Origin of the sequence: Aeromicrobium ginsengisoli (assembly GCF_004134905.2) — a bacterium.
GTDB classification, from domain to species: Bacteria; Actinomycetota; Actinomycetes; order Propionibacteriales; family Nocardioidaceae; genus Aeromicrobium; species Aeromicrobium ginsengisoli.
The window spans coordinates 458,286-479,857 of the sequence record NZ_SDPQ02000002.1; the positions used below are offsets into that span (position 1 = coordinate 458,286).

The 21,572-nt window shown below is 69.4% G+C and carries 21 protein-coding genes; 11 read left to right on the forward strand and 10 right to left on the reverse strand.

The window, feature by feature from the left end; all coding sequences use genetic code 11:
* Positions 1-59: 59 nt before the first annotated feature.
* From ESP70_RS09045 to ESP70_RS09060, 4 genes are read left to right on the forward strand one after another with little or no spacing between them, the layout of a single operon-like run.
* Positions 60-587 (forward strand): hypothetical protein, encoded by a 528-nt coding sequence (locus ESP70_RS09045; RefSeq protein ID WP_149688961.1) that lies wholly within the window; start codon positions 60-62, stop codon positions 585-587.
* On the forward strand, positions 584-979 hold the full coding sequence (locus ESP70_RS09050) for a hypothetical protein (RefSeq protein WP_149688962.1): 396 nt from the start codon (positions 584-586) through the stop codon (positions 977-979). The genes ESP70_RS09045 and ESP70_RS09050 overlap by 4 nt, the downstream gene beginning before the upstream one ends.
* A complete protein-coding gene (locus tag ESP70_RS09055; protein WP_149688963.1) occupies positions 976-2,751 on the forward strand; it encodes an alpha/beta hydrolase in 1,776 nt (591 codons plus the stop codon). The genes ESP70_RS09050 and ESP70_RS09055 overlap by 4 nt, the downstream gene beginning before the upstream one ends.
* A gap of 16 nt (positions 2,752-2,767) precedes the next feature.
* Complete coding sequence (locus ESP70_RS09060; protein ID WP_149688964.1) at positions 2,768-3,337, forward strand: hypothetical protein; 570 nt, start codon at positions 2,768-2,770, stop codon at positions 3,335-3,337.
* Here ESP70_RS09060 and ESP70_RS09065 read toward each other — a convergent pair.
* Genes ESP70_RS09065 through ESP70_RS09075 form a run of 3 tightly spaced genes read right to left on the reverse strand, consistent with a single transcriptional unit; the run spans position 3,334 to position 6,534 of the window.
* Entirely contained in the window at positions 3,334-4,953 is a 1,620-nt protein-coding gene (locus ESP70_RS09065) for a phospho-sugar mutase (protein WP_149688965.1), read from the reverse strand. The genes ESP70_RS09060 and ESP70_RS09065 overlap by 4 nt on opposite strands.
* Positions 4,954-4,963: 10 nt before the next feature.
* A complete protein-coding gene (locus ESP70_RS09070; RefSeq protein WP_149688966.1) occupies positions 4,964-5,743 on the reverse strand; it encodes an NAD-dependent epimerase/dehydratase family protein in 780 nt (259 codons plus the stop codon).
* Positions 5,743-6,534: a purine-nucleoside phosphorylase gene (locus tag ESP70_RS09075; RefSeq protein WP_149688967.1), complete on the reverse strand. Its 792-nt coding sequence runs from the start codon at positions 6,532-6,534 to the stop codon at positions 5,743-5,745. Before ESP70_RS09075 ends, ESP70_RS09070 begins: the two co-directional genes overlap by 1 nt.
* Positions 6,535-6,608: 74 nt before the next feature.
* Between ESP70_RS09075 and ESP70_RS09080 the strand changes: the two genes are divergently transcribed.
* The 4 genes from ESP70_RS09080 to ESP70_RS09095 all read left to right on the forward strand — a co-directional run bounded on the left by ESP70_RS09080 (position 6,609) and on the right by ESP70_RS09095 (position 13,338).
* Positions 6,609-7,979, forward strand: coding sequence for an NAD(P)H-quinone dehydrogenase (locus ESP70_RS09080; protein ID WP_149688968.1), 1,371 nt, complete (start codon positions 6,609-6,611; stop codon positions 7,977-7,979).
* A gap of 158 nt (positions 7,980-8,137) precedes the next feature.
* A complete protein-coding gene (locus ESP70_RS09085) occupies positions 8,138-11,233 on the forward strand; it encodes a SpoIID/LytB domain-containing protein (protein WP_149688969.1) in 3,096 nt (1,031 codons plus the stop codon).
* 41 nt (positions 11,234-11,274) lie between these two features.
* A complete protein-coding gene (locus ESP70_RS09090) occupies positions 11,275-12,924 on the forward strand; it encodes an N-acetylmuramoyl-L-alanine amidase (RefSeq protein WP_149688970.1) in 1,650 nt (549 codons plus the stop codon).
* Positions 12,925-12,966: 42 nt separating this feature from the next.
* Positions 12,967-13,338 (forward strand): hypothetical protein, encoded by a 372-nt coding sequence (locus ESP70_RS09095; protein ID WP_149688971.1) that lies wholly within the window; start codon positions 12,967-12,969, stop codon positions 13,336-13,338.
* Between the two features lie 3 nt (positions 13,339-13,341).
* Here ESP70_RS09095 and ESP70_RS09100 read toward each other — a convergent pair whose 3' ends face one another.
* A complete protein-coding gene (locus tag ESP70_RS09100) occupies positions 13,342-15,117 on the reverse strand; it encodes an acetyl/propionyl/methylcrotonyl-CoA carboxylase subunit alpha (RefSeq protein WP_223148673.1) in 1,776 nt (591 codons plus the stop codon).
* A gap of 145 nt (positions 15,118-15,262) precedes the next feature.
* Between ESP70_RS09100 and ESP70_RS09105 the strand changes: the two genes are divergently transcribed.
* From ESP70_RS09105 to ESP70_RS09115, 3 genes are read left to right on the forward strand one after another with little or no spacing between them, the layout of a single operon-like run.
* Positions 15,263-16,429 carry an acyl-CoA dehydrogenase family protein gene (locus tag ESP70_RS09105; protein ID WP_149688972.1) on the forward strand — a complete coding sequence of 389 codons (1,167 nt, stop codon included), beginning with the start codon at positions 15,263-15,265 and terminating at the stop codon, positions 16,427-16,429.
* Positions 16,430-16,469: 40 nt separating this feature from the next.
* Positions 16,470-17,138 carry a hypothetical protein gene (locus ESP70_RS09110; protein ID WP_149688973.1) on the forward strand — a complete coding sequence of 223 codons (669 nt, stop codon included), beginning with the start codon at positions 16,470-16,472 and terminating at the stop codon, positions 17,136-17,138.
* Positions 17,138-18,190, forward strand: coding sequence for a hypothetical protein (locus ESP70_RS09115; RefSeq protein ID WP_149688974.1), 1,053 nt, complete (start codon positions 17,138-17,140; stop codon positions 18,188-18,190). Before ESP70_RS09110 ends, ESP70_RS09115 begins: the two co-directional genes overlap by 1 nt.
* Positions 18,191-18,215: 25 nt before the next feature.
* On the opposite strand, the gene ESP70_RS09120 is transcribed toward ESP70_RS09115, so the two are convergent.
* From ESP70_RS09120 to ESP70_RS09145, 6 genes are all read right to left on the reverse strand, one after another.
* On the reverse strand, positions 18,216-18,911 hold the full coding sequence (locus ESP70_RS09120; protein ID WP_149688975.1) for a hypothetical protein: 696 nt from the start codon (positions 18,909-18,911) through the stop codon (positions 18,216-18,218).
* Positions 18,908-19,450, reverse strand: a complete 543-nt coding sequence (locus tag ESP70_RS09125; RefSeq protein WP_342780175.1) for an RNA polymerase sigma factor — start codon at positions 19,448-19,450, stop codon at positions 18,908-18,910. The genes ESP70_RS09120 and ESP70_RS09125 overlap by 4 nt, the downstream gene beginning before the upstream one ends.
* 78 nt (positions 19,451-19,528) lie before the next feature.
* Entirely contained in the window at positions 19,529-19,750 is a 222-nt protein-coding gene (locus tag ESP70_RS09130) for a hypothetical protein (protein ID WP_056398807.1), read from the reverse strand.
* A 44-nt stretch (positions 19,751-19,794) separates the two neighbouring features.
* Entirely contained in the window at positions 19,795-20,388 is a 594-nt protein-coding gene (locus tag ESP70_RS09135) for a Maf family protein (protein WP_149688977.1), read from the reverse strand.
* The gene (locus ESP70_RS09140; RefSeq protein ID WP_149688978.1) at positions 20,385-21,050 is read right to left on the reverse strand and encodes a hypothetical protein; all 666 of its coding nucleotides are present in this window, start codon (positions 21,048-21,050) and stop codon (positions 20,385-20,387) included. The genes ESP70_RS09135 and ESP70_RS09140 overlap by 4 nt, the downstream gene beginning before the upstream one ends.
* On the reverse strand, positions 21,047-21,571 hold the full coding sequence (locus tag ESP70_RS09145; RefSeq protein ID WP_149688979.1) for a hypothetical protein: 525 nt from the start codon (positions 21,569-21,571) through the stop codon (positions 21,047-21,049). The genes ESP70_RS09140 and ESP70_RS09145 overlap by 4 nt, the downstream gene beginning before the upstream one ends.
* Between the last annotated feature and the right edge of the window lies 1 nt (position 21,572).

A 21,572-nucleotide genomic window follows, 5' to 3' on the forward strand; every position in this document is an offset into this window, starting at 1 on the left:
AGCCTAGGGGCTGTGGGCGGCGCTGTTCCGAGAACTGTGCGTTCCGTCCCCGATCCCGTATGTTCTCCGTATCGGTGGCACTCGTGATCGGGGGATTCGTGTCAGAGACCGGCAACCCCCTGCTCGACGCGTTCAGGCGGCTGCAGCCCGACGTGGACGTCGTGGTCCTGCTGCCCGAGCCGTCGTTCGACCTCCTCGACCTGTCCCAGCCGGCTGAGGCGATCCACGCGGCGGTCGCGACGCGTGCGGCTGCGATGTCCCTGGCCGAAGAAGTCGGCGTTGCGGGAGAGCCGGTGGTGCTCGAGCGCTGGAGCCGGCTCCAGCCCCAGATCTATCGCCACCGGACCCGGCTTCGCGCCGACCTCGCCGACCCGACGGCTGCGCTAGCGGCCATGCTCGACGTCCTGGACTCGCTCAACGGCGGCGGATGGGAAGCCCGCCCCGTCGACGCACCCATTCCGTGGCTCGTCGCGCGGTCGCCGCTCTCCTCCAGGCCGCTCCTGACTGCCGACGTGGCGGTGCACGGCTCCACGCTCGTGGTCACGGTCGAGAGTGCCCCGCTCAAGCTCGAGCAGGACCCGTCATGACCACGTTCATGCTGAGGCTCTCCGCAGTCCGCAATGCCTCGGATCTCTGGGACGACCAGGCCGAGCAGCTGCGGGGCGGTCACAAGCGCCTCACGGACGCGAACGGCTCCATCGACGAGCTCGGCGACCGCGTCGGACCCAAGGCGGGCGCCTACCTTGCGACGTGGCTCTCCGAGGTCACCACGCTGGCCACCGCCGCGCAGAACCGGGCCGACGGCCTTGACGAGTTCACGGTCAGCACCGTGCAGCTCGACGAGCAGGGCGCGGCCGACCTGCGCGCGTCGTTGCCGTGGGCGAATCAGGACGCCGTGGCCAAGAGGCTCGGCGACATCAATCCATTTCCCACGGATGACCCGGGACCCGCCCCACCGACCTATCCGGACGTCCCATGACCCAGGTCGACGTCCCCGGCACGATGCCGCCCTGCACCTACACGAGCGCAGGACGGTCGGTCGTGTCCGGTGTGCGTGCCTGCGCCACGGTCATCTCCGACGTCGCCGAGACGATGCACGCCAACGCGGCGCCCGCGGGCATCGAGGGTGACCCCGCGGCCGTGGCGCACCACGCCATGACCAACACGGCCGGCAAGGTGGACGCGGCGGCGGCTGCGATGATCACCGGCCTGACGGCGCTCGACGCGTACTGCGACCGCATGGACGAGCTGAAGTCCAGGTGGCACGAGCTCGAGAACGTGAAGGGTGCTCTCGACCTCTCGGTGAGCTCGCTCCGGACCCGCCAGAAGAGCGCGGACCCGGCTGATGCCACGCTCGACACCGACATTCGCGCCCACAACAGCAAGGTCGCCACCTACGACGCCGACGTGAGCGCATGGACGCGCCACGTGAGGGCCGCCGAGGACCGTGTGATCGCGGCGCTGGGCCGGGCCGACAGCCTCTCGGAGGCCGAGGGCCTGGTCGGGTCGGTGCCCAACGTCCCCACACTCATCAAAGAGCTCGACAAGCTCGGCAAGGACCCCGTCGCCGTCAACGCGTGGTGGCTGGCGTTGAGCGCAGCCGAGCGCGAGGCGCTCAAGGTGAGCGACCCGGGCCGCATCGGCAACACCGACGGCATTCCCATCCAAGATCGCGACGACGCCAATCGGGCCCAGCTCAGCGCCCAGCTCAACACGCTCAAGCAGATGAAGGCCGACGGCGAGACGCTGTCGAAGGAACAGCAGAAGCTTGTCGACCAGGCGCAGGCGATCTACGACGGTCTGGCGAAAGCCAATGGCGAGGTCGACCTCTACGGCAACCCCCTCCCGGCCTACCTCATGGTCTACGACCCCCATGCCGGAGGCGGCGACGGTTACGGCGCGATCGCGTTCGGCAATCCCGAGACCGCAGACCATGTGTCGGTCAACGTGCCAGGATTCGGAAACACGCTGACCGGCATCGACAGCCTGGCGGAGTCGGCGTTCGACGTGCGGGAGACCGCCGAGTGGCAGAGCAACGGCTCGGTCGCCTCCATCGCCTGGATGGGCTACGACGCCCCGGAGTTCGACGCCTCGGTCAACGGCGTCATTGACGGGCTCAACGTGGCCGGCGAGTTCAGGGCGGAGGATGGCGCCCGCAATCTCGAGGCGTTCGTCGACGGGCTGCGGGCCACGCGCCACGGCGCCGAACCGCACATGACGGTCATCGGTCACAGCTACGGCTCCACCACGGTCGCCAAGGCGGCGGGACACGACGGCACGCTCGACGTCGACGACATCGTCCTCGTCGGCTCACCGGGTGCAGGTGACGAGAACCCGCATGCGTCGGACCTGCGCGGCAACGTGTACGCCGGATCCGCGGGCGACGACTTCGTCTCCCGTCTCGGCAGCAACAACGCCCTCTCGTTGGGCGTCGACCCCGCCTCGAAAGGGTTCGGCGCCACTCGCTTCGAGGTCGACACCCCCGGCGATTTCGCGTTCGACGACTGGAAGACGAATCTTGACATCCACACCTCGTACTTCGACCGTGACTCCTCGTCGCTCGCCAACGTCGGCAAGGTCGTCGCAGGCAACGGCGGCGACGTCGACGAGGTCGACCAGCGGGTCGCGCCCAACTCCTTGTGGTTCGCGCAGGAGGCTGCCGAGGACGGATGGCGGGCCACCCGGGCCGGTTACGAGGCGGCCCAGGACGGAGTCAAGGAATGGTTCAAGAATCGGTTCGGGCTCGGCTGATGGACGGAGCGATGCGATGACCCGGGTGCGTCACGTCGTCGCGGCCGTCGTGGTCCTCGTGCTGATGGCGGGATGCAACGATGGCGGTGTGAGAGCCGAGCCGAAGGACACGACGAAGGTCGGCGCTGCCGACCTGAAGTCCACGCGAGCCGAGATCCTCGACCTCATCGACACCGCGGTCACGACGGCGTCAGCCATGGCCGGCGGGCAGGAGCGCCCGAGGAGCGGTGAGGTCAAGTCGGTCGGCTGCGATGCGATCTACCCGCGACGCTTCCGCCATGTCGAGGCGAACGGTGCCTTCGTCGTGCCGGACGCCGACCGCGTCACCGTGGTGCGCAAGATCCGTGATGCCTGGCAGGCCGAGGGCTGGAAGCCCGAGGTCGGGGGCAAGGAGGTGGTCGGTGAGGACGGGGAGGTCCTGACCACCCGAACGGCGTCGAGCGGTGTCCCGCTGACCATCCGTGCGATCGTGCTGGAGAGCCCGTCTGGGCAGGCCGCTGTCAACGTCGACGTCCGGACGTCCTGCCTCGAGCTGTCGCGGGACGCGCTCGACGCCCTCGACCAGGCGGCAGACGACGACCGCTAGAGACCCAGCGCCTCCGACAAGTCGTGCTTGATCGCCGCGATCTTCTCGTCGGCGATCTCGCGCGACGCCTCGATCGACTCGTCCACCGGCACCACGACCTCGATGTAGCACTTGAGCTTGGGCTCGGTGCCGGACGGCCGGGCGATGATCCGCGTGTTGCCCTCGAGCCCCAGACGGATGCCGTCGGTCGGCGGGAGGCCGTGATAGCCGTTGGCGAGGTCGTCGACCGACGTCACGGCGAGACCGCCCAACGAAGACGGGGGAGAGGTCCGCAGCGTCTGCATCGCCCGGGCGATGATCGACAGGTCGTCGACGCGCACCGACAGCTGCGACGTCGCATGCAGGCCGTGCTCGCGATAGATGTCGTCGAGCTGGTCGATCAGCGTACGGCCGTCGGCCTTGAGCGCAGCCGCCATCTCCAGCACCGTGATGATCGCCGAGACGCCGTCCTTGTCGCGGGCGATGTCGGGGGCGACGCTGTAGCCGAGCGCCTCCTCGTAGCCGAACACCAGCGTCGGGATCTTGCCGAGCCACTTGAACCCGGTCAACGTCTGCTCCCACGGCTGCCCGTGCGCCGCCGCCTGGCGGCCGAGCAGGTCCGACGAGACGATCGATGCGGCGTAGGTGCCCTGCACACCCTTGCGCAGCAGGAAGTCACCGAGCAGCACGCCGACCTGATCGCCGGTGAGCATCCGGTACGACTCACCGTCGCGCACGCCCACCGCACACCGGTCGGCGTCGGGATCGTTGGCGACGATGATGTCGGCGCCGACCTCGGACGACAGCTTGAGCGCGAGGTCCATCGCGCCCGGCTCCTCCGGATTGGGAAACGCAACGGTCGGGAAGTCGGGATCGGGCTCGGCCTGGTCGCGTACGACGTGCAGCGCCGGGAAGCCCGCCCGAGACACCGCCTCGACGAGCGTGTCGCGACCCACCCCGTGCATCGGCGTGTAGACCGCGACGATGTCGCGCGGCCCGTCCGACGGCAGCGCGATCACGGCCTCGACGTACGCCTCGGCGACCTCGGGACCCAGCAGCTCGTACGCCTCGCTGCGCGGCATCTCGTCGACCCGGCCGACGGCATCGATCGCCGCCGAGATCTCGGCATCGGCGGGCGGCACGATCTGGCTCGAGTCCTCGAGATAGACCTTGTAGCCGTTGTCCTGCGGTGGGTTGTGCGATGCCGTGACCATGACGCCGGCGCTGCAGCCGAGGTGCCGGATCGCGAACGCCAGCACCGGTGTCGGCAGGTGCGTGGGCAGCAGATGGGCGTGGACGCCGGCGCCCTCCATGATCTCGGCGGTGTCGCGGGCGAACACGTCGGAGTTGTGCCGCGCGTCGTAGCCGACGACGACCGACGGCTTCGAGCCGTGCTCCAGCAGGTATGCGGCGAGGCCGGCCGCGGCCTGCGCGACGATGACCCGGTTCATGCGGTTGGGACCGGCACCCAAGGCGCCGCGCAGCCCGGCGGTGCCGAACTGCAGCCGCTCCTTGAACCTGTCCTCGAGTCCTGCGGTGTCGCCGGAGTCGATCAGCCCCTGCAGCTCCTCGACGGTGCGCGGATCGGGGTCCTGGCTCAGCCACTCGCGGGCACGGGCGAGGAGTTCGTCGGTCATGGGTTTCCCTTCAGAAGGCTGCTGGTAGCTGGAGCTGGCTGACATGAGGACCGCCGACGTACGCATTCTCGGCGTCGTCCCCCGGGCTCGGCGTCACGGTGTCGGCGTACGCCTCGGCGTCGTCCAGCGGGTCGTACCCCAACGCGCGACCCGGACGCAGGTCCCACCAGCCCCGGGTGTTGGCGGAGATGCCGTAGAGGACGTGGAAGCCGGCCTCGGTGGTGCGGATTGCCGCGTCGGCCATGCGTACGGCATCGTCGGGTGACAGCCACGTCGAGAGCTCGCGGACGCTGGTCGGTCGCTCGCGGAACGAGCCGATCCGCATCGCGACCGAGCTGATCTCGCGGCGGTCGGCGTAGAGGCTGAGCAGCGCCTCGGCGGCGGCTTTTGCGACGCCGTAGTAGGTGTCCGGTCGCGGCCGGACGTCGATCGTCAGCGGCTTGCCGGACGGTGTGTGCCCGACGGCGTGGTTGCTGCTGGCGTACGCCATGCGGTCGACGCCGGCCGCGACCATCGCCTCGAGCAACCGCCCGGTGCTGTGGACGTGCGACTCGAGGCTCTCGGGCAGCGACGCCTCGTTGGGGTTGCCGGCGAGGTGGACGACGGCGTCGACACCGGCCACGGCCTCGGCGGCGACGGCGGGATCAAGGCAGTCGCCGGTGATCCAGCCGAGCGGCAGCTCCGGGCCGTCCACGAGGTCGAGGCCGCGCAGCTCGTGCCCGAGCGCTGGCAGTCCTCGTACGAGGGTGCGGCCGATCGAGCCGGCAGCTCCCGTGACGAGGACCTTCATCAGATCCTCGGCAGCACGTCGCCGAGCAGGGCGCCCATCCGCGTCGCCGCGGCCTTGCCGGCCTCGAGGACCTCTTCGTGGTTGAGCGGCTCACCGGTCATGCCGGCTGCCGCGTTGGTGACGAGCGAGATGCCGAGGATCTCCATGCCGGCGGCCCGGGCCGCGATGGCTTCGAGCGTCGTCGACATGCCGACGAGATCACCGCCGATCGCGCGGACCATGCCGATCTCGGCCGGCGTCTCGTAGTGAGGGCCGGGCAGCTGGACGTAGACGCCCTCGTCGAGGCTCGGGTCGGCCTCGCGACACAGCGCGCGCAGCCGCGACGAGTAGAGGTCGGTGAGGTCGACGAAGTTGGCGCCCTCGAGCGGCGATGTCGCGGTCATGTTGATGTGGTCGCTGATGAGCACCGGCGTGCCGGGCGCCCACGCCGGGTTGAGCCCGCCGCAGCCGTTGGTCAGCACGAGCGTCTTGACGCCGGCGGCGGCAGCCGTGCGTACGCCGTGCACGACGGCCGCGACGCCCTTGCCCTCGTAGTAGTGGGTGCGGCCCAGGAAGATCAGCAGACGCCGGTCACCCAGGCGCACCGAACGCACGGTGCCGCCGTGGCCCTCGACCGCCGGAGCGCTGAATCCGGGCAGCTCGGCGAGCGGGATCTCGTGGTCGGCGGTGCCCAGCGCGTCGGCCGCCGGCAGCCAGCCCGAGCCCATCACCAGGGCGATGTCGTGGTCGACTCCGCCGGTACGTTCGCGCAGCGCGTCAGCGGCCTGTTGAGCCAGCTCCTGAGTAGTCACCTGCCGTACATTACGACAGCCCTCGGTGCACCGACCGGTGGCGACCCGCTCGGCGGCAATGGGAGACTGATCAGGTGACCCATGTGACGATCGTCGGCGGCGGACCGGGTGGATACGAAGCGGCTCTCGTGGCCTCCAGGCTCGGGGCGGAGGTCACCCTCATCGAGCGCGACGGCCTCGGCGGATCGACGGTCCTGACCGACTGCGTGCCCAGCAAGACGCTCATCGCGACCTCGGACCTGCTGACCGAGGTCGGCACGTCGGCCGAGCTCGGGGTGCAGCTGCCCAAGGACGTACGTGCCGACATCGCGGCGGTCAACGCCCGCGTGCTGACACTCGCCCAGGCTCAGTCCGACGACATCGCGAAGCGCCTCACGACGAGCAATGTCACGATGATCGACGGCACCGCGACGCTGGAGTCCGCCGGTGTCGTGACCGCCACGACCGCCGACGGCGAGGTACGGATCGAGACCGACGCGATCCTGCTCGCCACCGGCGCGCACCCGCGGGTCAGCTCGGACGCGCAGCCGGACGGTGAGCGCATTCTCACGTGGGAGCAGGTCTACAACCTGCAGGACCTGCCGGAGCACATGATCGTCGTGGGTTCGGGTGTCACGGGCGCCGAGTTCGCCAGTGCCTACAACGGGCTCGGGGCCGCGGTGACGCTGGTGTCGAGCCGCGACCGGGTGCTGCCCGGCGAGGACATCGACGCCGCCAACGTCATCGAGGCCGTGTTCACGCGGCGTGGCATGACGGTCATGGGCAACTCGCGGATGGCGTCTGTCGAGCGTACGGGCGAGGGCGTCCGCGTCACGCTGACCGACGGACGTACGGTCGACGGCTCGCACTGCCTGCTGGCGATCGGCTCGATCCCCAACACCGAGGGCCTCGGGCTCGAAGAGGTGGGCGTCGCGCTCAACGAGCACGGGTTCGTCCACGTCGACCGGGTCTCCCGCACCAGCGTCCGCGGCATCTACGCCGCCGGCGACGTCACGGGCGTGCTGATGCTGGCGTCGGTCGCGGCCCAGCAGGGACGCATCGCGATGTCCCACCTGCTCGGCGACGCGGTGCACCCGCTCGACCTCGGCAAGGTGGCGAGCAACGTCTTCACCTCGCCCGAGATCGCCACGGTGGGGCTGTCGCAGCAGCAGGTCGACGAGTCCGACCTCCAGATCGACGTCGCGATGCTGCCGCTGGCGTCCAACCCGCGCGCCAAGATGCAGGGCGTGCACGACGGGTTCGTCAAGATCTTCGCCCGGCGGGGGATGGGCATCGTCGTCGGCGGCGTCGTCGTCGCGCCCCGCGCCAGCGAGCTGATCCATGCACTGTCGCTCGCGGTCTCAGCGTCGTTGACGGTCGACCAGGTCGCGGACGCGTTCACGGTCTACCCGTCGCTGTCCGGGTCGGTCGCCGAGGCGGCGCGGCGCCTGCACCGCCTCGGCTGAGCTCCGGTCCAGCCCCTGCAACCGCAGGAATGACACGGTTGTAGTTCGCGCGATCGCCGATTTTCGGTGGAACTTCGGGCAAAACTGTGGGCATAATCGGTCGGAAAACCTCATCCGTCACTTGAGTCACACCCGTTACACAGGATCGGACTTCCCCCATGCTTTCCTGGCGTACGGCTCGGCGTACGTCGGGCCTCTCCATCGCAGCCGTGCTGATGCTCGGTGTGCTGGCGCCGTCGACCGCCCACGCGGCCGGCACCGAGGTCACGGGTGGAGCGCCGGGCAAGACCGCTGCCGCGCCCAAGCCGCCGCCGGTCAAGGTCGCCAAGACCAAGGTCCCGGCCGTCTCGAGGGGCGGCACCGGCAAGGTCGTCGCCGAGCTCGCCAAGACCTCGACCTCGAAGTTCCGCATGATCGGTGTGACCTGGTCGCAGCAGGGCCTGGCGTACGGCGTCAAGGTCGAGGTTCGCACGCGCACCAACGGGACCTGGTCGTCGTGGACGCCTCTGGACTACGACGGCGACGGCGACGACGGCGAGGGTGGCAACCCCGGCACCGATCCGCTGTGGGTCGGCAACGCCGACGGCGTCGCGGCGCGGGTCTCCAGCACGGTCGGCACCCCGCAGGACGTACGCATCACCACGATCGACCCCGGCACCGACGGCCAACTGGCGACCGCGTCGACCGCCTCGGACACCTCGTACGACGGCGTCGCCCACACGTCGACGGCCGTGGACCTCGGCGACGGCACCCCGAGCTACACGCCCAAGCCCACGATCATCACCCGCAGCCAGTGGGGCGCCTCGAGCGGGACGTCTTGCGACTCGCCGCTGACCGGCGACCGCACGCGCGGCGTCGTGGTGCACCACACCGCGGGCTCCAACACGTACGCCAAGGCCGACTCGGCGGCAATCGTCCGGGCCACGCAGGCCTATCACGTCAAGGGTCGCGGCTGGTGCGACATCGGCTACAACTTCCTGGTCGACAAGTACGGCCAGATCTTCGAGGGTCGCCGTGGCGGCGTGGATCGCGCGGTCCGGGCTGCGCACTCGGGCAACCTCGAGGTCAACACGTACACCATGGGCGTCTCGATGATGGGCAACTACGACGTCACGCGGCCGTCAGCGGCGCTGAAGGCCGCGATGGTCAAGCTCATCGGCTGGCGGCTCGGCACCAACTTCATCAAGGCCAAGGGCACCTACTCGATCGGCGGGCTGACGCTCAACCGCATCGCCGGGCACCGCAACGTCGTGAGCACCGAGTGCCCCGGCCGGTACGGCTACGCCTGGCTGTCGCAGGAGGGCGGCCTGCGCGATCGCGTCGAGGCGTACATGTCGAAGTACTCGACGCCGATCAAGACGCTCTACACGTCGCTCGGCAGCAGCAAGACCGGGGCGATCTACATCGGCGAGGCCCGATCCTCCACCGGCGCGAAGCTCGACGCCAAACTCATGGATCTCTACGCCCGCACCGGCGCGACCGCGCACTACGTCTCGGGTCGTATCCGTACCGAGTACGACCGGCTCGACTCGCGTGCCGGCACGCTCGGCTACCCCAAGGACAACCCGCGCACGGTCGACGGCGTGATCCGCCAGCACTTCGACCGCGGCAGCGTGTACGCGGTCTCGGGCAAGCCCAAGGCGTTCAACGTGCTCGGTGACATCGCGAAGGTCTACACCAAGCTCGGTGAGTCGACCGGCACGCTCGGCGCCCCGATCTCGTCGACCTACACCGTCAAGACCGGCGTCACGCGCGTCGACTTCGCGCACGGCCGGATCATCTCGACCGCGTCGACCGACAAGACCGTCGCCTACTCCTCGACAGGCAAGGTCATCGGCACCAGCGCGACGACACGTCCCGCGACGATCACGAGCCTGACGCTCAAGGTCGGCCTCGGCTCGGTCCGCGTGTCCTGGCCCGCGGTGTCCGGCGCCACGAGCTACGACGTGTGCCTGATGGCCGACAAGACGCAGACGACCTGCAGCCGCCTGGTGACCAAGCTGACCACGACGAACGTGCAGCTCACCGGGCTCAAGCCAACCGCCGGCACCGATTGGTACGTCAAGGTGCGAGCCGTCAACGGTGACCTCAGGGGTCTGTGGTCGGCGCTGCGCGGCTTCAACCTGCTCTTCGCGGGCGACTCCGTGACGGTGCCGAGCACCCGCCAGATCACGGTGACGGGTCACGGCTACGGCCACGGCATCGGCATGAGCCAGTACGGCGCTCAGGGGGCGGCGAAGCAAGGCGTGACGTACGACAAGATCCTCTCGCGCTACTACCCGGGCACGACGCTCGGCAGCAAGAGCGGGCAGATCAGGGTGCTGATCTCGCAGGACACCGACGACCCGGTCACGATCGCCGGTCGTTCTGGGTTGGTGTTCCGTGAGGTGTCAGCGGGGAAGACCCTGAAGCTGCCCACCTCGATCGGCGGCGAGACCGTCGTACGCTGGCGCATCCTGCAGGTCACGAGCGACAAGACCCGCTCGACGCTGCAGTACAAGACGACCGGCGACTACCGCAGCTACCTGGGCACCAGGTGGACCGGCAACGGCCAGTTCGAGAACCCGTCGACGATGTCGCTGATCCTGCCGGACGGCTCGGCGGTCAAGTATCGCGGCACGTTGCGCTCGGCGATCCCCTCGACGGGCTCCACGGCCCGCAACACGGTCAACATCCTGCCGATCGAGTACTACGTCCGCGGTGTCATCGCCGCGGAGATGCCGTCGAGCTGGATGCCGGAGGCCCTCAAGGCGCAGGCCGTCGCCGCCCGTACGTACGGCGTGCGCGCCATGACGAGCTCGCGCTACTACGACATCTGCAGCACCACGGCGTGCCAGGTGTACGGCGGGGCGAGCCGCGAGACCACGAGCACGACGGCGGCGGCCCAGGCGACCGCCGGCAAGATCGTCACGTACGACAGCAAGCCCGCGTTCACGCAGTTCTCCTCGTCGTCGGGCGGCTACACGGCCGTGGGCAGCCAGCCGTACCTCACGGCCGTGAACGACCCGTGGGACGACTGGTCGGGCAATGCCAACCACTCGTGGACCACGACGGTCGCGGCCTCGACGATCGAGAAGGCCTACCCGTCGATCGGCACCCTCAAGCAGCTCAAGATCGCGACGCGCAACGGCTTCGGCGACTGGGGCGGCCGGGTCAAGACCATCAGTCTGGTCGGCTCGGCGAAGACCGTGACGATCTCGGGCGACGACGCGCGCTGGGCCTTCGGCCTCAAGTCGAACTGGTTCAGGTTCTGACGATCGGTCGGTGACAGGGTCTCTGGGTTAGGGTCGAACCCATGCGTCCTTTCATCTCGGGAACGATCGCAGCGCTGGCGGTCCTGGCCACGATCTCCGCCCCTGCCCACGCCGAAGACACCCAGGCCCGGCCCAAGGCCGACCCCGTCGACATCGCGACGACCCGCGTCCCAGCCGTCAGCGACACGGTCGCGCAGGCAGCTGAGCGGGCCGACGACGACGCGGCCGACCTGGTCGCCCAGCTGCCTGCGCGCCGCACCGACGACTTCGGGCTGGTCGGGGTCACCTGGGCCCGCGGCTTCGACGACCGGGGCATGACGGTCCAGGTGCGGCTGCGCACCGATGGTGCGTGGGCGGGCTGGGAGGAGCTCGACGTCGAGAGCGACGAGGGCGAGGGCGGCCGCGACGGCACCGAGCCGTTGTGGGCCGGTTCCGCCGACGGCGTCGCCGTTCGCGTGACGAGCCCGACCGGCCAGCGGCCGAGCGGGCTCACGGTCTCGACGATCGACCCCGGCAGCACACCCGCGCAGGCCGTCACGGCGAGCAACGCGTTCTACGACGCGGCCGGCGATGACGCCGTCACCACGGTCGCCGACGGCTCGCCGACCTACACCCCCAAGCCGGCGATCATCTCCCGCTCGGCGTGGGGCGCGAAGAAGAACACCTACTGCGACGCCCCGCGCACCGGCAGCGAGACCCGTGGCGTCGTCGTGCATCACACGGCAGGCACCAACACCTACACCAAGGCCCAGTCCGCAGGCATCGTCCGCGCCGTGCAGGCGTACCACATGAGCGGACGCGACTGGTGCGACATCGGCTACAACTTCCTGGTCGACAAGTACGGCCAGATCTTCGAGGGCCGCAACGGCGGCGTCGACAAGCCGGTCCGCGGTGCGCACGCAGGCAACAAGTCGGTCAACACCTACACGATGGGTGTGTCGATGATGGGCACGTTCACCAGCACCCAGCCGACGGACGCCACCAAGGACGCGATGGTCAAGCTCATCGGCTGGCGGCTCGGCACGACGTTCCACGCCGCCAAGGGCAAGTACACCCTCGGTGGCGTCGTGCTCGATCGCATCGCGGGGCACCGCGACGTCGTGAGCACGGCCTGCCCGGGTCAGGCGGCGTACGAGTGGCTCAGCGCCTCCGGTGGCCTGCGGGACCGCGTCGAGGACTACATCGCCAACTACACCTCACCCATCAAGACCAAGGTCATCGCGATGGGGCGGGCGACGACCGGTCCGGTGTACGTCGGTGAGTACCCGTTCACGACCAGCCCGACCGGCCGCAAGGCTCGCCTCGGCCGGCTCGACATGTACTCGACGACGACCTACGGCACGTTCTCGGTCGGCGGCAGCTTCCGGGACGGCTACAACGCCAGCGGCGCCCAGGCCGGGCGCCTCGGGGTGCCGATCGCGAACCACCAGTCGACCCCGGTCAGCAGCGTCACGCTCCAGCGCTTCGCCCGCGGCACGGTCTATCGCGTGCAGCGAGGCAGTGTCGGTGTGCCCTACTTCCTCTACGGGAAGATCGAGGACAGGTACGTCGCGATCGGCGAAGCCACGAGCTCGCTGGGTGCGCCGAGGTCGAGCATGAGCCGGCTGTCGAATGGCGCCTACCGGGCCTACTTCGCGCACGGTTCGATCGTCCAGCACACCAACGGGGTCGTCTCGGTCTACCCGACCTGACAGGTGGTCACTCCGCGGCGAGAGGTCTGGGATACTCAACGCATGACGGCCCTTCTCAAGTCGGTGGCGATCTCTGCTGCCGCCAACGCGGCGGCCCTGGCGGTCGCTGCGTGGCTCTTCGATCGCTTCAACATCCGGTTCGGCTGGTTCGTCGTCGCGGTGGTGCTGTTCACGGCACTGACCGTGGTGCTGCGCGGTGTCGTGGTCAGCACCGTCAACCGGTTCGCCAGGGGCTACACGATCGCCGGCGGCCTGGTCCTGACCTTGCTGGGCCTGGTGCTGACCGACCTGGTCGTGCCCGCGAGCGGCTTCGCGATCGACGGCGTCGGCACGTGGATCGGCGTCACGCTGATCGTCTGGGCAGCCGGCATCGCGTTCGGCGAGGTCGACTCCGCCCCACCGCCCAAGCGCTGAGGCCTACTCGGCCTCTGTGGCGCTCTTGATCTCCGCGATGACTTCGCCGGACGTCACAGTCGCGCCGACCTCGATGGCCAGGCCGGTCACGACGCCGTCCTTGTGCGCGTTGATCGGCTGCTCCATCTTCATGGCCTCGACCACGACGATCTGGTCGCCCGCCGCGACGGTCTGACCCTCCTCGACCGTGACCTTGACGACGGTGCCCTGCATGGGCGCGGTCAGCGAGTCGCCGCTGGCGGCGGCTCCGGCAGCCTTGCCGCCCTTGCGCTTGGCCTTCTTGGCGCCTCCGGCCGGCGCCGCCGATGCGCCGAGTCCACCCGGGAGCACGACCTCGACGCGCTTGCCGCCGACCTCGACCGTGACGCGCTCGCGCTCGTCCGGCTCCGCGGTCTCGGAGGTGCCGGCGTAGGGCTCGAGCTCGTTGACGTAGTCGGTCTCGATCCACGTCGTGTAGACCTCGAAGTTGCCGTCGGCGGCGGTGAACGCCGGATCGTCGACGACCGAGCGGTGGAACGGGATGACGGTCGGCATGCCGTCGACGACGAACTCGTCGAGGGCGCGGCGGGAGCGCTCGAGCACCTGCTGGCGGCTCGTGCCGGTGACGATGAGCTTGGCGACGAGGGAGTCGAACGATCCGGGGATCGTCTCGCCCTCCTCGTAGCCGCCGTCGAGGCGGATGCCGGGGCCCGACGGGGGAGCCCACTTGGTCAGGGTGCCGGGGGCGGGGAGGAAGCCGCGGCCACCGTCCTCGGCGTTGATGCGGAACTCCATCGAGTGGCCGCGGATCTCGGGGTCGTCGTAGCCGAGCTCCTCGCCGGCGGCGATGCGGAACATCTCGCGGACGAGGTCGAGGCCGGTGACCTCCTCGGAGACCGGGTGCTCGACCTGGAGGCGGGTGTTGACCTCGAGGAAGCTGATCGTGCCGTCGCGAGCGACGAGGAACTCGCACGTGCCGGCACCGACGTAGCCGGCTTCCTTGAGGATGGCCTTGGACGAGGCGTAGAGGCGCTCGATCTGGTCGTCGGTCAGGTAGGGCGCGGGCGCCTCCTCGACGAGCTTCTGGTGACGGCGCTGCAGCGAGCAGTCGCGGGTCGAGACCACGACGACGTTGCCGTGGGAGTCGGCGAGGCACTGGGTCTCGACGTGGCGCGGCTTGTCGAGGAACTTCTCGACGAGGCACTCGCCGCGGCCGAAGGCGCTGATCGCCTCGCGGACCGCGGACTCGTAGAGCTCGGGGATCTCCTCGATCGTGCGGGCGACCTTGAGCCCGCGACCGCCGCCGCCGAACACGGCCTTGATCGCGACGGGCAGGCCGTTCTCCTTGGCGAAGGCGACGACCTCGTCGGCGTCCTTGACGGCGTCCTTGGTGCCGGGCGCCAGAGGTGCGTCGGCCTTGAGGGCGAGCTGCTTGGCCTTGGCCTTGTCGCCGAGGTTCTCGATCGCGTGGGGCGGCGGGCCGATCCAGATCAGTCCGGCGTCGATGACGGCCTGGGCGAACTCGGCGTTCTCGGCGAGGAAGCCGTAGCCGGGGTGCACGCTGTCGGCGCCACTGCGCTCGGCGACGGCGAGGATCTTCTCGATCGACAGGTAGGAGTCGCCGGGCGTCGAGCCCTCGAGGGAGTAGGCCTCGTCGGCGAGGCGTACGAACACCGCGTCACGGTCGGGCTCCGCGTAGACCGCGACGCTGCCGATGCCGGCGTCCTTGCACGCGCGGATCACGCGCACGGCGATCTCGCCGCGGTTGGCGATCAGAACCTTGGTCAGGGGCTTGCTCACTGAAGTGTTCTCCTCGATCCGACACGGTTGCCTGCCGCAGTCTAGGGCGTCGGTCGGTCTCTGGCCCTATGAGGTTGGTTACGGTCGCGTCTCCCGAACCTGTGGCCGCTGGTTAACGTTGGTTAACGGTTGTTAACATGCTGCCATGACTTTCGCCTTGTCCCGTGAGCACGAGACGTTCCGCCAGACCGTTCGCGAGTTCGCCGAGGCGGAGGTCGCGCCGCACGTCGCGCAGTGGGACAAGGAGCACCACTTCCCGATCGACCTCGTCAAGAAGATGGGCGACCTCGGACTGTTCGGGCTCACCGCCCCTGACGAGTTCGGCGGCGCCGACGGCGACTTCACGAGCCTGTGCGTGGCGATCGAGGAGCTCGGCCGGGTCGACCAGTCGATCGGCATCACGCTCGAAGCCGCGGTTGGTCTCGGCATCAACCCGATCCTCACGTTTGGCACGCAAGAGCAGAAGGAACGCTGGCTGCCCGACCTCGTCGCCGGCCAAGCGCTTGCCGGCTTCGGCCTCACCGAGCCCGGCGCCGGCTCCGACGCCAGCGCCACCAAGACCAAGGCCGAGCTCGACGGCGATCAGTGGGTCGTCAACGGCGCCAAGCAGTTCATCACCAACTCCGGCAGCGAGATCACCTCACTCGTCACGGTCACGGCCCGCACCGGGACGCGCGAGAACGGATCGCCCGAGCTCTCCACGATCGTGCTGCCTTCAGGTACGCCGGGGTTCATCGTCGAGCCGGCGTACGACAAGCTCGGCTGGCACATCTCGGACACGCACCCGCTGTCGTTCGTCGACGCCAGGGTGCCGGCGGATCACCTGCTGGGGGAGCGCGGCCGCGGCTACGCGCAGTTCCTCGCCACGCTCGACGACGGTCGTGTCGCGATCGCGGCCCTCGCCGTGGGCTGCATCCAGGCGTGCCTCGACCTGTGCGTCCAGTACGCCGGCGAGCGTACGACGTTCGGCGTGCCGATCGGCACCAAGCAGGGCGTCGCGTTCCAGATCTCCGACCTCGCGGTCATGGCCCAGGCGGGCCGCGCGCTGACCTATCAGGCGGCCGCCCTCAAGGACGCCGGTGCGCCCGCCAAGGAGTTCAAGCAGGCCGCGGCGATCGCCAAGCTCTACACCTCGGAGTCCGCCGTGACCGCGACGCGCATTGCGACGCAGGTGTTCGGCGGCTACGGATTCATGGAGGAGTACCCGGTCGCCCGGTTCTACCGTGACGCCAAGATCCTCGAGATCGGCGAGGGCACCTCAGAGGTGCAGCGGATGCTGATCGCGCGAGGACTCGGCCTGCCGGTCGAGTAAAACCCTCACTTTGCCGGGGCGCAATCCCTACTCTGTCCGGATGAGTGACAGCGATCGGCTGGCGGACTACCGCGACTACTACCGCTCGCGGGCGCGACGATCGGCCGCCAACACCCTGTATCCGGAGACGGCAGCAGCCCAGCAGTCGATGGCCGACGCGGCCGACGCCGCCTCGTCGATCGAGGACCTGCAGGCGACCTCGGTCGAGCTGTCTCTCGCGATGGGGCACGCCCTCGCCCGCGACCAGGCCAACGCCAGGGCAGCGGTCTACGCCGAGACCGCTGAGACCGTACGAGCCCAGGGTCCCGCCGAGGTCCTCGCCGGCGTCGAGTCGGCGGCTGACGCTCCGGCCCTCGCCTCACTGCTGGCCGCGATCGAGCAGCGCACCGGCATCGCGGTGACGGTCGACGAGCTGACCCGGCTGTGGGCGATGTCGCTGACGACGTTGGAGAACGTCGAGATGTGGCGGACGGCTCAGGTCCCGGATCGCTGGCGCGCCGAGCTCGAGACGTACGCGGCTGAGGCGATCGCCGCCGAGCGCGACGCCTGGGCGCAGGTGGAGACCGAGGGACGCCGGCACCAGGCTGGGTGGTCCTTCGACCCGCAGGTCGCGCGCGCCGAGCGGCACCGTCGCCTCGTGCCGGTCGCCGACGCGGTCTTCGAGCGCAGGCTCGCTGAGCACGGCTCACTCGTTCGCGGAGGCCGCTGATGCCCGTCGATCCAGCGATGGTGGACGCGATGCTCGGCACGTTCCGCGACCTGCTCAACGGCGTCAGGACCTCGGGTTCGACCGGTGAGGACGTCGACGAGATGGCGGCCGCGCTCGCTGAGATGGAGGCGCTCGGCCAGGAGCTCAGCGACGTCGGAGACTTCTCGGCGAAGCTGGCCGGCGGTGGCCACTACCAGCGGTTCACCGACGCCTACACCCGCGTCATGACCGCGGCGGCCGGTGCTGGGACGACCGGCGCTCCGGCGACGATCCCCGACGACGAGACGTTGCTGGCGCAGTCACTGCAGGCGTACGAGGCGTCCCTGCAGCAGCTGCGCACCATGAGCGGGCAGGAGGAGGCGATCGGGGTGCTGGAGCAGCTGCTCGTGATCGGCCGCTCCGGTGTGACGTATCCGGTGTTCCTCCGGCAGGTCGACGAGGCGGGTCTCAACGAGGCGCTCGGCGGGACGATCACCCCGGCCCGAGAGGCCCTCGCGGCTGTCGTCGAGCAGTCGCGCTCGACCGGAGACGTCGCCCGTGAAGCCGCGGCGATCGCGCTGCTCGAGCGCCGTGACGCCATGGCGGCCGCCTCGCCGACGGGCTCGATCGACCCGTTCACGTTCGAGCTGGAGCGGTTCCGCATCGCGGCGCAGCATGCCCCCGCGATCGCCCTGCGTGACGCGGTCGTGCAGCGGATCCCGCGGCTCCTGGATCTCGTCGTCGACTGGCTCGACGCCCACACGACCTGGGCGGCGCGCGACGATCGCTTCACCGGGCCGAGTGCCGCGGAGACGCAGCGCCGCATCGAGATGGCACGTGAGTGCAACCCGGGCTTCTACGCCGTACGTGTGGCCCAGTTCGCGGAGGCGTTCGGGCCGGGCCCGTGGTGGCAGCGGCCCGAGCTCGAGCAGGAGCGCGCGGCAGGCCGGATCCTCTGGACCGACACACGAATGCAGCTGGCGATGGACGCCCTGCCGGCGTGCGTGCCCATGGCAACGGCGCCGACCGAGCTCGTGGCTCGAGCCGAGGCATTCGGCCCGAACGTGTTCTGAGCTGCACCTGTCAGGGCGGACGACGTCAGTGCGGATAGTTCATGACGACGACATCCTGCGAGTCGCCCTTGGCCGCGATCAGGGTTTCTCCGGCGTCGTCCGGGCCCGAGATGCCGTGCCCCTCCCGCGAGATGCCCGCTCGGTATCTCGGGGCGTACGGGATCGTGACGGTCAACGTCGCTTCGCACGTACCGTCAGCCAGCCTCGTGCCCTGCTTGGGAATCGTGAACTCGGCGTCCTTCAGGGGTCGGTTCTCGTACTGCTTGTCAGGACCGGAGAACCCGAGCCGGTCCTGGAAGTCGGTGTTGCCACGGATCGCGGCGCATGTCCCGGGCGTGTAGGAGATTCCCTTGTCCCGGATGGTGACGTTCAGCTCGTGTGTCTTCGGATCACCGGGAGCCGGCACATAGGTCCGTTCGGGCCGAGGTGTTGGCCCGGTCGTCTCCTGGGTTCGGGGCGTCGTTGTCGGAGTCGACGGGGGACCTTGTGAGGCGGGCCCGACGGGACGCGTGTCGTTCGACGAGAGAGAGTTCCTCGCGAAGACCGCTCCGCCGGCGAGCGCGGCGACGACCGCCGCCGCCGATGCCAGCAGCAGGAGTCGGTGGGGCGTGCTTCTGGTCGCTCGTGCCGAGTCGAGGATGGCTCGCCTGGTTTCGGACTCCCACGTCGGGGGGAGGTCGGGAACCACGGGGCGCAGCTCGTCGATGATGTGCGATCTCATGACTTCTCCTGCGGGTCGATGTCGGCACTCGGGGGAAACTCGTTGACGTCGATTGCCGCTCGTGCTCTGCTGATGCGTTTGCGTACGGCGGCCGGGCTGACTCCCAACAACCGTGCGGCCTCTTCTGCACTCAGTCCGTCCCAGGCGGTCAGCAGGAGAGCTTCTCGCTCCTTCTCGCTGAGCGCGGCCAACCTCTGGAGCGCTTCAAGGCGTTCCGCGAAGTCCAGGTGGGGACTGCTCTGGCTCGTCACTGCTGTGAGGAGACGGACTCGGTCCTGCAGCCGCCGGCCTCTCTGCAGCGTCCGTACGTGATTCGCGACGACATGGCGTGCGACGCCCAGCAGCCAGGGGAACGGCGGGTCGCTCATGTGGTCCCACCGCCGCCACGCGATGGTGAACGTCTCGGCAGCAACGTCGTGGGCATCCGCCGACCCCACGTGGCGGGCCGCGTAGAGGAAGATTCGCGGCATCTCATCACGCCACACGCGCTCGAACGCAAGCTCGCGGCCCCGGACGTCCAGGAAGTTACTCACAATCACCAGGTGTCCGGCACCGGTGGGTTTGTGACAGCAGGTTCACCACCAGTCGTGACGCCGGTCGCGGGCTGCGCAGCATTCCTACAAGTTGGTCATCTTGGCGCAGGGGAGAGGTATGTGCTTGACCTCGTCGCCGAAGTCGACCTGGGCCGACTGGGTGCCCTGGAGGCTGACGATGCGGCCGAGGCCGAACGTGTCATGTGAGACGCGTGCCCCGACTTCGTAGACCTCGTCCGCGACCTCTGGTTTCGCCTGGAAGGGACTGGACGGGTGGTAGCGGCGTCGCCGCGGTGAAGTTGCCATCGTCCGTCCAGTCTCCCACTGTTTGCCACGAGAGACCAACGGATTCAGGTCTTCGGCAATGACCAGAGGTCGGTCCACGCGATCCCGAGGTCACCGACGAGGTCGCGGAGCAGCGGCAGGGAGATCCCCACGACGTTGTGGTGATCGCCCTCGATGGCGGTGATGAAGGCGCCGCCCAGGCCGTCGATCGTGAACGCCCCGGCAACCTGCAGCGGTTCGCCGGTGGCGACGTACGCGTCGATCTCGGCGTCGCTGATGTCGGCGAAGTGCACGATCGTCGATGCCGTCTCGACGAACTCCTCGTCGCCACGGCGTACGCAATGACCCGAGTGCAGCACGCCGCTGTGGCCGCGCATGCGGCGCCACCGGCCGGCCGCCTCGACCGGTCCCGCGGGCTTGCCGAAGATCTCGCCCTCGAACGCCAGCACCGAGTCGCACCCGATGACCAGGGCGTCTGACTCGACCTGCGCCGCGACGGTGCGGCACTTGAGCTGCGCCAAGGCAGCGGCGAGGTTGGCGGCGTCGGTCGACGTGATGCGCTCCTCGTCGACGCCGGACACGATGACCTCGGGCTCGATCCCGGCCGACCGCAGGGTGGCGAGGCGGGCCGGTGAGGCGGAGGCCAGGACGATCCTCATCGCAGAGCTCCTTCGTCGTAGCGCATGCGGACGACCTCGAGGCGGGGGTCGGCCAGCAGGTCGCCGATCAGCGCCGCTGTGCCACCGACTCCCGTCCATGTGCTCTCGATGTTGGTCGTCACGAACCAGGCACGGTCGGCGGGCCACATGAGGTTGGGGCTGTTGATGTCTCGGCTGATCGCGTGGCCGTAGCTCGTCGCGCCCCACTCGCCGGCCTCGGCGAGTGCTCCGCCGAACAGCAGGTAGTCGTGGAAGAACGTGACCTTGGGTCCCTCGAGGACCGAGATCGGGAACGCCGGGGGCACGGGCGGTGGCGGCTTCTCCTTGCCGAACATCCGGCTCGGCCACCGCGTCGGGCCGCTGAACGCGGTGAGGAAACGCACGGCTTCCCCGCCGTACAGCTCGCCATAGCCGTCCCACAGCCCGAAGAAGCAGTCGTTGGGGGTGGCGGTGTGCCGGGCCAGGACCTCGCACAGGGCATCGAGCAGATGCTCCTCGAGGTGACCCTCGTAGCGGTCGTCGTCGGGTCCCATCGGGCTGTGCAGCACCCGGACGTACGACTCGAAGCCCGACGGGCCGAGGTGAGCGCGCAACGCTGTCGGAGCGTCGTCGCCGACGAACCACTCGGCAGGCGACACGTCCGCGAGCGGGCGCAGCGTCATCGGGTCTCCCAGTCGGTCGCGTCGTACGCGGATCGCGTGGCGTCGAGGCCTGGGGCGGCGAGCACCTCGTCGACCAGCGCCTGGGTGCCACCTACGCCGATCCAGTCCGGATCGACATCTGCGGCTACGCACCACGCGTGATCGGCCGGCCACATCAGGTGTGGCGGGTCGCCCTCCCACCTGCCGCTGTCGTCGAGCGCGCCGGCGAACAGGTGGTAGTCGCGCACCGCATGATGCGTCTCCTCGTCGATCACCGAGAACGTCGTGCCAGTCGGTGGCAGCGGCGGCTCCCATCCACTGCCGTCCCACTGGGCGAAGTAGCAGTCGTCCGCCGTGGTGGTGTGGTGCGGCAGGATGCGGCGCAACGTCGTGGTGCTGGCGTCGGTGAGGTCGGGGATCAGCTGCAGTCGTGCGTCCGCGTCGAAGCCCGGTGCGCCCAGGCACACCCTGGTCCACCACGGTGCGTTCGCCTCGACGAACCACTCGGCTGGCGACACGTCCGCCAACGCGCGCAACGGCATC

Bases quoted from the DNA above. Each gene is read 5' to 3' on its own strand.
- ESP70_RS09105 (WP_149688972.1), top strand. From the start codon at position 15,263: ATGACTTTCGCCTTGTCCCGTGAGCACGAGACGTTCCGCCAGACCGTT.
- ESP70_RS09145 (WP_149688979.1), bottom strand. From the start codon at position 21,571: ATGCCGTTGCGCGCGTTGGCGGACGTGTCGCCAGCCGAGTGGTTCGTC.
- ESP70_RS09110 (WP_149688973.1), top strand. From the start codon at position 16,470: ATGAGTGACAGCGATCGGCTGGCGGACTACCGCGACTACTACCGCTCG.
- ESP70_RS09085 (WP_149688969.1), top strand. From the start codon at position 8,138: ATGCTTTCCTGGCGTACGGCTCGGCGTACGTCGGGCCTCTCCATCGCA.
- ESP70_RS09135 (WP_149688977.1), bottom strand. From the start codon at position 20,388: ATGAGGATCGTCCTGGCCTCCGCCTCACCGGCCCGCCTCGCCACCCTG.
- ESP70_RS09065 (WP_149688965.1), bottom strand. From the start codon at position 4,953: ATGACCGACGAACTCCTCGCCCGTGCCCGCGAGTGGCTGAGCCAGGAC.
- ESP70_RS09115 (WP_149688974.1), top strand. From the start codon at position 17,138: ATGCCCGTCGATCCAGCGATGGTGGACGCGATGCTCGGCACGTTCCGC.
- ESP70_RS09140 (WP_149688978.1), bottom strand. From the start codon at position 21,050: ATGACGCTGCGCCCGCTCGCGGACGTGTCGCCTGCCGAGTGGTTCGTC.
- ESP70_RS09070 (WP_149688966.1), bottom strand. From the start codon at position 5,743: ATGAAGGTCCTCGTCACGGGAGCTGCCGGCTCGATCGGCCGCACCCTC.
- ESP70_RS09050 (WP_149688962.1), top strand. From the start codon at position 584: ATGACCACGTTCATGCTGAGGCTCTCCGCAGTCCGCAATGCCTCGGAT.
- ESP70_RS09055 (WP_149688963.1), top strand. From the start codon at position 976: ATGACCCAGGTCGACGTCCCCGGCACGATGCCGCCCTGCACCTACACG.
- ESP70_RS09090 (WP_149688970.1), top strand. From the start codon at position 11,275: ATGCGTCCTTTCATCTCGGGAACGATCGCAGCGCTGGCGGTCCTGGCC.
- ESP70_RS09060 (WP_149688964.1), top strand. From the start codon at position 2,768: ATGACCCGGGTGCGTCACGTCGTCGCGGCCGTCGTGGTCCTCGTGCTG.
- ESP70_RS09120 (WP_149688975.1), bottom strand. From the start codon at position 18,911: ATGAGATCGCACATCATCGACGAGCTGCGCCCCGTGGTTCCCGACCTC.
- ESP70_RS09130 (WP_056398807.1), bottom strand. From the start codon at position 19,750: ATGGCAACTTCACCGCGGCGACGCCGCTACCACCCGTCCAGTCCCTTC.
- ESP70_RS09045 (WP_149688961.1), top strand. From the start codon at position 60: ATGTTCTCCGTATCGGTGGCACTCGTGATCGGGGGATTCGTGTCAGAG.
- ESP70_RS09095 (WP_149688971.1), top strand. From the start codon at position 12,967: ATGACGGCCCTTCTCAAGTCGGTGGCGATCTCTGCTGCCGCCAACGCG.